The 12,671-nt window shown below is 37.2% G+C and carries 12 protein-coding genes, 2 tRNA genes and 1 pseudogene; 6 read left to right on the forward strand and 9 right to left on the reverse strand.

Features of this window, described 5'->3' with window-relative positions; genetic code table 11:
- Nucleotides 1-3 precede the first annotated feature (3 nt).
- From CMCT_RS08325 to CMCT_RS08345, 5 genes and pseudogenes are all read right to left on the reverse strand, one after another.
- Entirely contained in the window at nucleotides 4-327 is a 324-nt protein-coding gene (locus CMCT_RS08325) for a hypothetical protein (protein WP_169764263.1), read from the reverse strand.
- Nucleotides 328-355: 28 nt separating this feature from the next.
- Complete coding sequence (locus CMCT_RS08330) at nucleotides 356-1,003, reverse strand: winged helix-turn-helix transcriptional regulator (RefSeq protein ID WP_034970379.1); 648 nt, start codon at nucleotides 1,001-1,003, stop codon at nucleotides 356-358.
- Nucleotides 1,004-1,006: 3 nt separating this feature from the next.
- Nucleotides 1,007-1,627 (reverse strand): cytochrome c3 family protein, encoded by a 621-nt coding sequence (locus tag CMCT_RS08335; protein ID WP_244948681.1) that lies wholly within the window; start codon nucleotides 1,625-1,627, stop codon nucleotides 1,007-1,009.
- Nucleotides 1,628-1,680: 53 nt separating this feature from the next.
- Entirely contained in the window at nucleotides 1,681-2,070 is a 390-nt protein-coding gene (locus CMCT_RS08340) for a cytochrome c3 family protein (protein WP_034970424.1), read from the reverse strand.
- Nucleotides 2,071-2,347: 277 nt separating this feature from the next.
- Nucleotides 2,348-3,553: pseudogene (locus tag CMCT_RS08345) on the reverse strand (flavocytochrome c); the annotation flags it as partial.
- A gap of 113 nt (nucleotides 3,554-3,666) precedes the next feature.
- Here CMCT_RS08345 and CMCT_RS08350 point away from each other — a divergent pair.
- Nucleotides 3,667-3,742 (forward strand) — tRNA-Val (locus tag CMCT_RS08350).
- 98 nt (nucleotides 3,743-3,840) lie between these two features.
- Here the strand turns inward: CMCT_RS08350 and CMCT_RS08355 are convergent.
- Nucleotides 3,841-3,915: transfer RNA gene (locus CMCT_RS08355), tRNA-Glu, on the reverse strand.
- A gap of 123 nt (nucleotides 3,916-4,038) precedes the next feature.
- Here CMCT_RS08355 and CMCT_RS08360 point away from each other — a divergent pair.
- On the forward strand, nucleotides 4,039-4,506 hold the full coding sequence (locus CMCT_RS08360) for a hypothetical protein (RefSeq protein WP_244948644.1): 468 nt from the start codon (nucleotides 4,039-4,041) through the stop codon (nucleotides 4,504-4,506).
- Nucleotides 4,503-5,345, forward strand: a complete 843-nt coding sequence (gene nfo, locus CMCT_RS08365) for a deoxyribonuclease IV (protein ID WP_034970375.1) — start codon at nucleotides 4,503-4,505, stop codon at nucleotides 5,343-5,345. Before CMCT_RS08360 ends, nfo begins: the two co-directional genes overlap by 4 nt.
- Here the strand turns inward: nfo and nhaA (CMCT_RS08370) are convergent.
- The 3 genes from nhaA (CMCT_RS08370) to CMCT_RS08380 form a co-directional block, all read right to left on the reverse strand.
- On the reverse strand, nucleotides 5,342-6,520 hold the full coding sequence (gene nhaA / locus CMCT_RS08370) for a Na+/H+ antiporter NhaA (RefSeq protein WP_034970373.1): 1,179 nt from the start codon (nucleotides 6,518-6,520) through the stop codon (nucleotides 5,342-5,344). The two genes, nfo and nhaA (CMCT_RS08370), sit on opposite strands and share 4 nt — an antisense overlap.
- Nucleotides 6,517-7,668: a Na+/H+ antiporter NhaA gene (nhaA, locus tag CMCT_RS08375; RefSeq protein ID WP_176325108.1), complete on the reverse strand. Its 1,152-nt coding sequence runs from the start codon at nucleotides 7,666-7,668 to the stop codon at nucleotides 6,517-6,519. The genes nhaA (CMCT_RS08370) and nhaA (CMCT_RS08375) overlap by 4 nt, the downstream gene beginning before the upstream one ends.
- A gap of 72 nt (nucleotides 7,669-7,740) precedes the next feature.
- Nucleotides 7,741-8,601, reverse strand: a complete 861-nt coding sequence (locus tag CMCT_RS08380) for a pirin family protein (protein WP_082198677.1) — start codon at nucleotides 8,599-8,601, stop codon at nucleotides 7,741-7,743.
- 146 nt (nucleotides 8,602-8,747) lie between these two features.
- Between CMCT_RS08380 and proB the strand changes: the two genes are divergently transcribed.
- The 3 genes from proB (at nucleotide 8,748) to CMCT_RS08390 (ending at nucleotide 12,618) form a co-directional block, all read left to right on the forward strand.
- Nucleotides 8,748-9,626 carry a glutamate 5-kinase gene (proB, locus tag CMCT_RS08385; RefSeq protein WP_244948645.1) on the forward strand — a complete coding sequence of 293 codons (879 nt, stop codon included), beginning with the start codon at nucleotides 8,748-8,750 and terminating at the stop codon, nucleotides 9,624-9,626.
- A 23-nt stretch (nucleotides 9,627-9,649) separates the two neighbouring features.
- Nucleotides 9,650-9,865 carry a PUA domain-containing protein gene (locus tag CMCT_RS09345; protein ID WP_244948646.1) on the forward strand — a complete coding sequence of 72 codons (216 nt, stop codon included), beginning with the start codon at nucleotides 9,650-9,652 and terminating at the stop codon, nucleotides 9,863-9,865.
- A 224-nt stretch (nucleotides 9,866-10,089) separates the two neighbouring features.
- The gene (locus tag CMCT_RS08390; protein WP_176325109.1) at nucleotides 10,090-12,618 is read left to right on the forward strand and encodes an autotransporter outer membrane beta-barrel domain-containing protein; all 2,529 of its coding nucleotides are present in this window, start codon (nucleotides 10,090-10,092) and stop codon (nucleotides 12,616-12,618) included.
- The last annotated feature ends 53 nt before the right edge of the window (nucleotides 12,619-12,671 follow it).

Below are 12,671 nucleotides of genomic sequence, written 5' to 3' on the forward strand. Positions count from 1 at the left end.
ATTTTAGAGTCGGGAGGCCGACTCTAAAATTTTAGCTACTCCACTTGAGCTTTCGTAGAGTTCTTGCTGTTTTATGCCGTTTTTATCATAGACTTGCAGGTAATACTCTTTTTTAGAATTTACAACTCTTAGCTTTAAGACTACGATGAAATTTTCGTTAAGCCCTAAAAATTTACTGACATTAGAAGTATTTTTGTTTTTATCTGTAACCACAAAAGAGTATGAGCGAAAGCCACTAACACTATCAAATTGTTCCGCTCTTAAAAAGTCAAATTCCAAAGCGGATAAAAAGCCAAATGTAAAAAATATCACTAAAATTTTTCTCATATCAAATTTCAGCAAATTTCATACCAAACTACTCTATTTTATAGCCTATGCCTCTAACGGTGGTAATTAGCTCAAGTGGGAGCTTTGCCCTTATCTCACGAATAAGAGAGCGAAGTCTATCTGGGGAAACTGACTCATTATGATACACGTGATACTCAAGCTCATCAAACGTAACCACGTGCGGACTATTTTTGGCTAACGCCTCAAGTAAAAGCCCCTCTTTTTTGCCAAGATAGATATTTTGGTTTTCGTAGGTAATACAAAGGCTGTTTTTATCAAAAACAAGTCCGTTTCTAAACTCAAATTTTGACCCCAAAAGCGTCTTTGTGAGTTTAAAAATATGAAACAAAATTTCTGCATAGCAAAACTCACGGATAATAAATCCATCAACCCTTGCGTAGTAAATTCTCTTAAAATTTTCAGGAATACTCTCATCTAAAATCAGCATAATTGGCGTAAAATTTTGAGCTTCTCTTAAAAATTTAACCAAATTTAGATTTAAATTTTTAGCCTTTAGATCAAAAATATAAAGGTCATATCTCGTTCCAGACTCAAAATCAGATTTAATCTCTGCCTCTGTTTTAAACTGATTTATTCTAAAATTAAAACGATAGAGTTCGGCACCAAGACCGATACCAAACTCAAAATCGCTGGATAATAAAGCTATGCGTTTCATACGTTAGTGCGTTGAAGCTGGTTTATTGGCCTTGCTATTAATAAACTCCTGCTCACTCTTGCTTGGAGTATACTCATCGCCAAAGTATTTACGCTTTTGCTCTATCTTTTTCTCAAGCATTTTATTCTCATATATCTTATATGTTGGCTTCCAGTACTCAAGATAATTTCTAAGCTCTCCTGCGTGTCCTACGCTATTGTGACAGCTTACGCACTTTATCTCTTTATCTGTACCCAAAAGCTTTGCATAGTGAGCGTGCATTTTTTGTGCTTGTTCTGATAACTCTTTGTTATCTAAGACATTAGCGTGACAGCTGGTACAACCATTATCAAATACATAGTGGGTGTTATTTTTCCTATTTTTTACCCAGTCAATATTTTCTGGCTCTCCAAAGAAGTGTATATAGCCCTCTATCACACCATTTTTTGCCTTTTGATAGACATATTTTGCTAGGTTATCGTGTGGCAAGTGACAATCAACACACTTTGCTCTAACCCCAGTTTTGCCTATACCGCTATGAATATCCTTGGTGTATGAGATTACCATCGGATCCATCTCGTGACATACCACACAAAATTTCTCTCCACTAGTCTCTTCTAGGGCATAATGAACTGGTAAAACCATAAAAAATCCTATAATACCACCTATAATAAATATTAGTATTGCAATTTTCTTTTTCACGGCGTTACCCTCATCCATTGTGGAGTTTCGTGCTCATGGCACTCAACACACATATTTGTTGATTTTTTATGCTCAAAATGGCACTCATCGCAGTAAAGCGTAGGACCATCGTGAACCGAGTTGTGTGGATTTGCTTTTAAAGTATCCATAAACTCAAGCCTTTTTGCCATAAATTTCTTAGTTTTATGACAGCTTAAACAGCCTTTATTGCCGATGCTTTTAAATTTAGAAGCGTCATCGCCTTGACCTTCGTGGCAAGTAACGCAGTCAAATGACAAGCTTTCGTGATGAGGCTTTATAGGATACTTTTGCCTAAGCTCATCAGCGTTTAAAAAACAGCTTAAACACAAAGCAAAAAGCAAAAAAATTAGTTTTAAAAATTTCATAGTTTGCCTTAATAAATCAATGAAACAAATTTGCAAGTATTTTTAGATGATTTTTAAAGTTGCGAAGGAATTTTAAATCAAGATAAGACATTTAGTCTATCGTAGATTTAAAATTCCAAACTTCTTAAAATATCAAAAAACACGACAAAAATCTATATCGCAAGATGAATTTAAATGTTGTTGCAGTTTTTGCGACCAAGATAAGCCGTGTTGGCTATCGTAGGACGCAAAAACAAAACTCATTTAAAAGCACTTGCGAGATTGATTTTTACAAATTTTAGATGTTTTCGCCAGCTATCATACCAAAGACTAAGCAGTCAGATATCGCGACCGAGCCAAGTCTACTAGCTCCGTGAACACCGCCAGTAACCTCACCTGCTGCATAAAGCCCAGGTATTGGTTTGTGTGTTTTAGCGTCGATAACTTGTGCTTTTGTGTTTATCATCACGCCACCCATTGTGTGATGAAGTTTTGGAGTGCCACGAACCGCGTAAAATGGCGGTTTTTCTATCATTATACCAGCCACAGTGTCCATAGGTTTGCCAAACTCATCTTTACCTGCTTTTACGCCTTCGTTGTATTTTTTAATGCTCTCTTTTAGCGGCTCTAGCGGAATTTTAAAATGTGCAGCCATATCCTCAATGGTGTCAAATTTTTTAAGCACACCACTTTCTAGTGGTTTTTTAAAGTGGCTATCCATAAGTGTCGCAACACCCTGAGAGTCGCAGAAATTTATAGGGTAGTTTTGATCATCGCCGATGACTTTAAACATAGCTTCTGATCTAGTCCTGCGGTCGGCAAGTTCATTCATATAGCGTTTGCCAGTTTTTGGATTGACTGAAATTCCATATCTAAAACTTGCATTTACGTTAAACATAGAACCAACACCAAAGCCCTTCTCATCGGCACACGCCCAAGGTCCGTATTGTATCCAGCTTAGCTGAACTGGCGTAGCACCAATCCTTAAAGCCTCAACTAAGCCACCAGCAGTCGCACCTGGGTGGTTTGTGCTATCAACGTCATCTTTGATTGTTGGGTGTTGGGTTTTTCTAAAGAACGCGTCACGGCAAAAGCCTCCAGTAGCCAAAACAACAGCTTTTTTAGCCCTGATAGTTTTTGGAGTGCCAGTGGTGTTTTATATGTCGTCATTTAAAGATTTTGTATCAAAGCGATACTCCTCTCTGATATTTACACCAATGACTCCACCACTCTCATCAAGCACAAAACTATCAAATTTTGCCCTAGTGCGAATCTCGCCTTTTAGGTTGTTTTGGAAGTATTCAATCATCGGTTGCACGATTCCAGAGCCACTTCCGTTTGCAGTTTGTAAGCTTCTAGCAACACTATGCCCACCAGCGTGAGTGATCTCAGGGACATATTTTGCACCGCATTTTAGCGTTAGCTTATATGCATCTTGTGCACGGTTTGCTATGGCGTTGATTAGCTCGACGTAGTTGTATCCGCGACCAGCTTTTAAGCAGTCTAAGTAGCTTAAATAAAAATATTAATTTTTATATTTTATTATGTATTTTTGGTATAAATCGTAATAATTAAGCTTATAAAAAGATTTTTTTAATATAATGCGATTTCTTGAGTGGTCGCGTAGCTCAGCTGGTAGAGCACTACCTTGACATGGTAGTGGTCGGAGGTTCAAGTCCTCTCGTGGCCACCATTTACTTCGATAAGACAAATAAAAACAGCCACAAACATATAAAGTAAAAAATATTAAAAGAAAATATAAAAAAGGGATTTAAAAACATATTGAAGAAGTGGTGACCCATACGAGACTCGAACTCGTGTTACCGCCGTGAAAGGGCGATGTCCTAACCGCTAGACGAATGGGCCACTCTGCGGTTTTCACTCCAAAAGTGAAATGGGATTTTAATATAAAAATACTTAAAATATATTTAAATCAGTTAAAATTTAAAAAAAATCGCTAAAATTAGCAAAAATTTATTAAGGATATGCGTGAGATATATTTTTTTAACGCTTTTTTCACTTTTAGCTATCTTGGGTTGCGGGGTAAATGTACCACAACAGTCAAAAACATATCAAGTTACAATACTTTCGCCAATGATAAAGATAAACGATATAGGCTTTTTGCACGAGTATAAAAACAGCATAAATTTGCAAATTTACAACTCTGGAGTCAATACCGCAAATATAAAAATTGCAGATAAAATTTGCATAAATAGTGTCTGTTTTAGTAAAAGTGAATTTAATCAAAAATTTTTCCTAGATGAGCATTATGATGAAATTTTTAAAGATATTATAAAAACAAAGCCAATATATAGTGGCAAAAACCTGGTAAAAACGGAGTGCGGATATACTCAAAACCTAAAAAACGACACGATTACTTATAGTTTTTGCAAAAATCAGATAAAATTTATAGATACAAAAAACCGCATAAAAATCATAATAAAAGAGCTACAATGAGATACTTTGGTGCCCACGTAAGTGCTAGTGGCGGAGTAGAAAATGCACCGCTAAATGCCGCAAAAATAGGTGCGAATGCGTTTGCTTTATTTGTCAAAAATCAACGTCAGTGGAGTGCAAAACCGCTCACGCAAGAGAGTATACAAAATTTTAAACAAAACTGCCAAATAGCTAAAATAGACTCAAGACACATACTCCCTCACGACAGCTATCTAATAAATTTAGGGCATTATGATGAGGCAAAACGAGAGCAGTCGTTTGAGGCATTTATGGATGAGATAAAACGTGTAGAACAGCTTGGACTCTCTCTTTTAAATTTCCACCCAGGCTCACATCTAAACCAAATAGATGAAAAAACTTGCCTTAAACTAATAGCTGAGTGTATGAACAACGCCATAAAACAGAGTCAAAACGTCAAACTCGTCATAGAAAACACGGCTGGTCAAGGCTCAAATTTGGGTTATAAATTTGAACACTTAGCATTTTTAATCGACCTAATAGATGATAAAAGCAGAGTTGGCGTGTGCCTTGATACCTGTCACACGTTTGCAGCTGGATATGATTTAAGGGATCAAAGAGCTTATAAAAAGACTATGGGCGAATTTGATAGCATTGTAGGGTATGAGTTTTTATCAGCTATGCACCTAAATGATACAAAATTTGGGCTTGGCTCAAAAAAGGATCGCCACGAAAGTCTTGGCAAAGGACATTTGGGGATTGAAGCGTTTAAGTGCATAGTAAACGACGAGCATACGCACGATATACCACTTGTGTTAGAAACGATAGATGAGAACATTTGGACTGATGAGATAGCCTTGCTTCGTAGCCTTCAAGGCTAAATGTCACATCTTTGTGGAGCAAATCTAAGCACTAAAAAGCCCAAAATTCCACTACAAACAGAGCCAAGCAATATAGCAAGTCTATCAGTATATGCAAACATATCAGAATCACCATAAGATAGTCCGTTTATAAACAAACTCATCGTAAAACCAATACCACAAAGTGCTGAAAGCCCATAAAGTTGCACGAAATTTATACCTTTTGGAATCTTTGCAAACCCAAGTTTGATAGCTAAAAAACTAAATCCAAAAATTCCAAGTTGCTTACCAATAAAAAGCCCAAGCATTGTTCCAAGCGGAACTGCTGAAAAAAGATGAGCCATACTAACATCGCTTAAAGAAATTCCAGCATTTGCAAAGGCAAAAATCGGCAACACTATAAATGCCACAACGCCGTGCAAATCGTGCTCTATATTTTTTAGCATTGAACGCTTATCGTCTTTAAATTTTAGCGGTATAAAAAACGCAGTTATAATACCAGCAAGTGTGGCGTGAACGCCAGATTTTAGCACTGCTGTCCAAAAAATAATACCGACAAAGAGATAAACCGCCTTGTTTTTTACATTTAGTAAATTTAAAACAAAAAGCACCGCTACGCAAATTCCCCCTATGCCAAATGAAAATAGCGAAAGCTCTTTTGTGTAAAAAAGCGCCATTATCAAAATAGCACAAACATCATCAATAATAGCAAGAGCAACTAGAAAAATTTTAAGACTAGGCGGTATGCGAGTGCCCAGCATACTTAAAATTCCTATCGCAAATGCAGTGTCTGTTGCCGTCGGTATCGCCCAACCCTGCACAGCAAAGCTATCATTCTTAGTAAATGCATAAAAAATTAGTGCAGGTGCGATGATACCACCAAGTCCAGCAATAGCAGGGAGTGTAAGCTGTGAAAGGCTTTTAAGCTCCCCTTCTAAAAGCTCACGTTTAAGCTCAAGTCCGATTAAAAAGAAAAACATCGCCATAAGCCCGTCATTTATCCATAAAATGAGCGGTTTGTCTATGCTAAATTCGTCTATCGTTACACTAACTCTTGTCTTTAAAAACTCGGTGTAAAACTCACTTAAAAAGGTGTTATTGCACACCAAAGCAAGTATGGTGGCAGCTATAAGCAAAGCCCCACCCATCGACTCGTGGTGCAAGAACTCTTGAATATTTGCCTTAATGTGTTTCATTTTTTATCCGCAAATAGCAAGATTAAATATCCAAATATCCCAGAAGCAACCGAGCCGATTAAAATCGCAAGTCTATCTGTGTATAAAAATGCGTCTGAGTCGGCGTAAGCTAAGCCATTTACAAATATACTCATCGTAAAGCCAACCCCGCAAAGCACACTAACGCCGTAAAGTTGCGTCCAGCTCGTATTTTCTGGCAAATTTGCAAGGCGAAATTTAATCGCTAAAAAGCTAAACGTAAAAACACCAAGCTGTTTGCCGACAAAAAGTCCAAGCATAGTAGCAAGTGGCACAGCCGAAAATAGCAGACTAGGCTCAACGCCTTTTAGTGAAATTCCGGCATTTGCAAAGGCAAAAATCGGCAAAACCCCAAACGCCACCCAGCCGTGTAGGTCGTGTTCTATCTCTTTTAGCATTGATTTGCCTTTTATGTTTAGTGGCACAAAAAATGCCGTGATAACCCCTGCAAGTGTGGCGTGAACGCCAGATTTTAGCACCGCCGTCCAAAAAATTAGCCCAACAACAAGATATGCTACTTTACTTGCCACGCTTAATCTGTTTAAAATCGCCAAGACAGCGATACAGACGCCACCGATGCCAAGCGAGATAAAGCTAAGCTCACTCGTGTAAAAAAGAGCGATGATGATAATGGCACACAAGTCGTCAATTATCGCTAGAGTCATTAAGAAGATTTTTAGAGCGGTCGGCACACGAGAGCCAAGAAGGCTTAAAATCCCAAGTGCAAAGGCAATATCAGTCGCCGTCGGTATCGCCCAGCCCTGAACAGCAAAGCTATCATTCTTAGTAAATGCATAAAAAATTAGTGCAGGTGCGATGATACCGCCAAGTCCAGCAAGTGCGGGAAGTGCGATTTGGGCTGGATTTTTAAGCTCACCTTCAAGCACTTCACGTTTAAGCTCAAGTCCGATTAAAAAGAAAAAAATCGCCATAAGCCCGTCATTTATCCACAAAATAAGCGGTTTTGATAACCCAAATTCGCCAAAGCTAACACTAAATTTAGTATGTAAAAATGTCCCGTAAAATTCGCTTAAAAAGGTGTTGTTACACACAAGTGCCAAAATCGTAGCACACATCAAAAGCACACCACCCATTGACTCGTGTTTTAGAAATTCTCTAATGCTATTCATTTTAACCCTTTTTGATTTTCTAGATTTTACGAAATTTTAGATTAAATTTCACAGCATTAAAGTTACAATCATCTAAATTTTGCCAAATTTACCGCTGTTAAACTCATTTATCGCCTCTCTTATCTCACCAGCTGAGTTCATCACAAATGGTCCATAACCCACAACTGGCTCGTTTATCGGCTCTCCTGAAAGCAGTAAAATTTTAGCGTCTTTGCCCTGTGCTTTTACGCTTATATCACCGCCATTTAGCTCAAATCCTACTAAATCGCCCTGCGTCGCCCTATCTTTGCCATTTATCTCTAAGTCGCCACGAAGCACGACAAGAGAGAGACTTTGATTGCTTGGGACGCTAAAATTTGCCGTTTTATCAGCATTTATGACGATATCCCAAACGTTTAGGACGCTAAATGTGCTAGCCGCACCTTTCGTGCCGTTAAAATTCCCAGCTATCACTCGCACAAATCCGCCATCAAACTCTACCACCGGGATATTTTCTTTTGCTAGGTGCTGATATTTTGGCGGTGTTAGTTTGTGTGCTTTTGGCAAATTTACCCAAAGTTGTGCTATCTCAAACTCTCTACCACTTTTGCTGTAATTTTCTGAGTGAAATTCCTCGTGGATTATCCCAGCCCCAGCCGTCATCCACTGCACGTCGCCCGGCTTTATCACGCCACCACCACCTGAGCTGTCACGGTGTGCTACCTCGCCACTATAAGCGATAGTAACGGTTTCAAAGCCCTTGTGTGGGTGTTTGCCCACGCCACGCGGTTTGCCGTAGTTTGGCTCATAAAACTGAGGTGCGGCATAATCAAGCATTAAAAACGGATTTGTGCCTTTATCCTCATCCATATGGCTAAAAAGTGGCGAAACTTTAAAGCCATCTCCGACCCAGTGACTACTTTTTGCTTTGTAAATTTTAAAAACATTTCTCATTTTTTCTCCTTTATTTTTGTGAAATTTTAAGCCACTCGCATTAATAAACTATGTAAAATTTATTAATCAAAAGTAAGAAATTTGAGCGAATTTGTAAAAATTTCTTAACAAAAAGGTATAATTAACCCAAAATTTCAAGGCATTAAATGAGAAAAGAGCTATTTAAAAATATAAAACGAATAGTCGTAAAAGTCGGCACTTCAACACTTACAAATAGCGATGGCACCTTAAATGAAAGCCTGATAAAAAGCCTAGTGGCACAGATTTGCGCTATTAAGAATTTAGGTTACGAAGTGATTTTGGTAACCTCAGGTGCTGTTGGTGCTGGTATGGGACGACTAAAAGTTAGCGTAAAGCCAAAAAATATCGCACAAAAACAAGCCTTAGCAGCAGTCGGACAGGTCGCTCTTATGCACCTTTATGAACGTGTATTTTGGGCGTATTCACGCACGATTGCACAGCTTTTATTAACAAGAGCCGACTTTGACGATAGAAAACGATATTTAAACGCCAGAAACGTCTGCAACGCACTTTTAACGCAAGGTATAGTGCCAATCATAAACGAAAACGACCCAGTTGTAGCCGATGAGCTAAAAGTAGGCGATAACGACACTCTTTCAGCACTCGTTTGTGGACTAACGGACGCTGATTTACTCATAATTTTAAGTGACATAGACGGACTTTACACGGCAAATCCAAACAGCGATAAAAACGCAAAACTGCTAAATTTGGTGCAAGATATTGATGAAAATATCATAAAAATGGCTGGTGGCGAGGGAAGTAAATTTGGCACTGGCGGAATGGCTACAAAGATAAGTGCGGCAAAAATTGCTACAAGAAATGGCACAAATATGCTTATTGCAAACGGCAAAACGAGCGATATTTTAACCAAAATCATAAATGGCAATGAGCTTGGAACGCTGTTTTTGGCTAAAAATGGGGTAAATTCACGTAAATTTTGGGTCGCATTTGGTGCGAGTAAAAAGGGTGTTTTAGTCGTTGATGATGGTGCTAGCACGGCTTAAAAAGTGGCAAAAGTCTGCTTGCTGTGGGCATAAAAAAGATCGTTGGCGAGTTTGAGCGTGGCTTTGTGGTAGATATTTGCACCACTAAAAATGAAGTCATCGCAAGTGGTATCACAAACTACTCATCAGATGATATGGCTCGTATTTTAGGGCTAAAAAGCGATGAGTTTGAAGCGATTTTAGGGCATAAAACAGACGATGAGATCATACACGCTGATAATGCGGTGGTTAAGGTTTAAGCTGACGTAATTACCAGTAAAAATTTACAAGCTAAACAGCTAAGACTTAGGTCTTGGCTGTTTGGGAGTATGACTTTATAATCCTAATTCATTAATCTAATTTATACCTAAAAACATCAAAAAGTAAAACTTTATTTAAAAAGCATTATAAATTTTAATATTGCTTTAAGTGGGGGGGGGGGTAAAATAGTATTGTGATTTCTATAATAATTTAAGGAGTTAAAATGAAATTTTCAAAGATTGCATGTGTTGCACTTTTAAGTGCTAGTATATCTACAGTTGCGTTGGCTCAACCAAGTGTTGACTTAGCCACTCTAGTTCAGAAAAAAGAAAGTGAATCTGTTAGAACAGCTGCTTATAATAAAATTCTTAAAGCCGTAAATGAGTTAGGTGGCATTTATAGTGATTTAAAAACTTGGACTGGAGAGAAGGGTAAGACTGACACTGATATAAATACAAAAATTTATAATGCCCTTAAAGTGATAAAAGATGAAAAAAGCAAAATTACAGAAAATGGCGATATTACACTAACAGGTAAAGATGCTTCAACATTAAAAATAACTTCAACAGGAAATATAAAATTACAAATACAACAAGGTGCTGATAACACAGCAGTTAACAATGGCGGTGGTGCAGAAATAACTATAGCTCTTGATGAGTTTAAAAATAGCGGCAACATTCATGATAAGATAAATGCTATGTTTGCAGAAAATAACAAAGATGTTTGGGAATCGTTTGTAGAACAATTTAAAGAAAAGCACAATGAAAAAAAAGAGGAAAGAGAGGGTGCAATAGATGCTAGTGTAGAAAACATTATAAAAGACTATAAGAAAATAGACGAAAAAGATGAAAAATACACAGCATTTGTCGAAAATAAAGATTTCATACTAAACAACATCCAAAATAACATAAAAAAAGAACAAGCTAATGTCACAGAAAAACAAAAAGAGCTAAATAAAGCAATAGCAGATGCGCCAAAAGACAAATTAACACTTAATGGCACAGACAAGGGGGCAATTAAAAAACAAGAAACTGATATAAAAGCACTTGCAAATAAATTAACCACAGCAAAAGGTAAAAACACTAATAGTGATGGTGATATTAAAGCAAAAGCCGACGCATTAATAGCTGCCATAGATGCAGGTGTAAAGCTACAAACTAAAGCAAACAATGGTAGAGCACTAACCAAAGAGGACATTAATGGAATAAAGAATGGCACTGCAAAGAAAGATGATTTTGACAATGGTGGTGCACAGAATTTATCAGATAATACGGAAAAAGCTAAAGTCCTAGATGCCCTTATAGGCAATGATAATAATAACGGCGCCCAAAAGGCAGTAGAAGCTGCAAAAATAGAAATAGAAAAAGTGACAAGAGCAGTAATAGGCGTAACAACGGCAGAGGCTGATCTTGCCTCAGTAAATAAACTTATGGCTAGCGCAAACAAAGTTATTGCAGAAGTCACTAGCAGTTCAGATATTGCAGGAGATAAACTAGGAGCTCTCAATAAAGCCATAACAGAGAAGAAACCTGACCAAATCGCAAAAGCCCAACAAGAACTAAAAAACGCAGCTAATGCTCGTGCAACAGGTGTAACAAAGGTTGCAAACCTAGAAGAGAAACAAGGTGAAGTATTAGGATCATTTACTGATACTGTCTTAGCAAATGATACTGTAAAATCTATAGTAACCTCATATAATGCAAAAGAACTTGCTGATACTGCAAAAGCACTAAACACATCAATAGAGCAAAGCCAACGATCACAGAACAAAGGTACATCTACTGATATCATAATGTTTAATACAGGACTTGCTACAAACACTCGCTTAGCAAAACTATCAAACCCATTTAATGCAGACCTAGCACTAGCACAAGCTATTAATGAGCTAGAAGGAGAAACATTTGCTGATGCTGGTGATAGTCTATCAAGTGTAATAAAAGAGTATACAAATAGATTTAACCATGATAATAACCTATGGGGTAATATCTTTGGTGGTAAAGGTAAAATAAAAGACTCTGCTAATCCAAGCATTTGGGGTGTAACACTAGGTTATGATAAAGCATTTGATAACACTATAGTTGGTGGATTTATCAACTATGCAAAAGTACAATCAAAAGATTCACAAGTAAGAAGTGAATCTGATAACTATAGCTTTGGTGTATATTCAAGAAGCTACTTTGATCAAAGCGAGATAGATGCTAAGATTGGATATGGATTTGGAAGAAATGAACTAAGCAGACATGCAATGGATTCTAAGATAGGTACTTCAACAGGAAAGTATGATAGTAAATTCTTTGATGTAGATGTTGAGTATGGTTATGTATTTGGTTTAGGTAATGCTATGTTTATTAAACCTATAGCAGGTCTATCATATACTCATATTAAACATGATGGCTTTACAGAAGATGGTAATGTTCCTGCTATATTTGGTAATACAACTCTAAAGACACTAAAAGCAAAACTTGGTAGTGAGTTTAGAGTATATACTGATAATGCAGGCTACTTTTATATAACTCCTGGTGTAGAAAGAGAACTTAGTAAGAGTGCAAATGACCTTAGTGTAAAATTTGTAGGTTCTAGTAAAGATGTAGTGTTTGATGCTGATAAGAAAAAGAATACATACATTACTCTTAAGACTGGTGCTGAGTTTAAGATTACAAACAATCTAAGCACAAACATTAACTTTGGTGCAAAAGCTAAAGCAAAAGAACAATACTATAATGGAACACTTGGAGTTTCTTATAAATTCTAAGATACATACAATAAGTATGCATACAAACATACAATAAATAAACATACATACAT

The sequence above is a fragment of the Campylobacter mucosalis genome, from assembly GCF_013372205.1.
Taxonomy (GTDB): domain Bacteria; phylum Campylobacterota; class Campylobacteria; order Campylobacterales; family Campylobacteraceae; genus Campylobacter_A; species Campylobacter_A mucosalis.

Bases quoted from the DNA above. Each gene is read 5' to 3' on its own strand.
- CMCT_RS08325 (WP_169764263.1), bottom strand. From the start codon at position 327: ATGAGAAAAATTTTAGTGATATTTTTTACATTTGGCTTTTTATCCGCT.
- CMCT_RS08330 (WP_034970379.1), bottom strand. From the start codon at position 1,003: ATGAAACGCATAGCTTTATTATCCAGCGATTTTGAGTTTGGTATCGGT.
- CMCT_RS08335 (WP_244948681.1), bottom strand. From the start codon at position 1,627: ATGGTTTTACCAGTTCATTATGCCCTAGAAGAGACTAGTGGAGAGAAA.
- CMCT_RS08340 (WP_034970424.1), bottom strand. From the start codon at position 2,070: ATGAAATTTTTAAAACTAATTTTTTTGCTTTTTGCTTTGTGTTTAAGC.
- nfo (WP_034970375.1), top strand. From the start codon at position 4,503: ATGAGATACTTTGGTGCCCACGTAAGTGCTAGTGGCGGAGTAGAAAAT.
- nhaA (WP_034970373.1), bottom strand. From the start codon at position 6,520: ATGAAACACATTAAGGCAAATATTCAAGAGTTCTTGCACCACGAGTCG.
- nhaA (WP_176325108.1), bottom strand. From the start codon at position 7,668: ATGAATAGCATTAGAGAATTTCTAAAACACGAGTCAATGGGTGGTGTG.
- CMCT_RS08380 (WP_082198677.1), bottom strand. From the start codon at position 8,601: ATGAGAAATGTTTTTAAAATTTACAAAGCAAAAAGTAGTCACTGGGTC.
- proB (WP_244948645.1), top strand. From the start codon at position 8,748: ATGAGAAAAGAGCTATTTAAAAATATAAAACGAATAGTCGTAAAAGTC.
- CMCT_RS08390 (WP_176325109.1), top strand. From the start codon at position 10,090: ATGAAATTTTCAAAGATTGCATGTGTTGCACTTTTAAGTGCTAGTATA.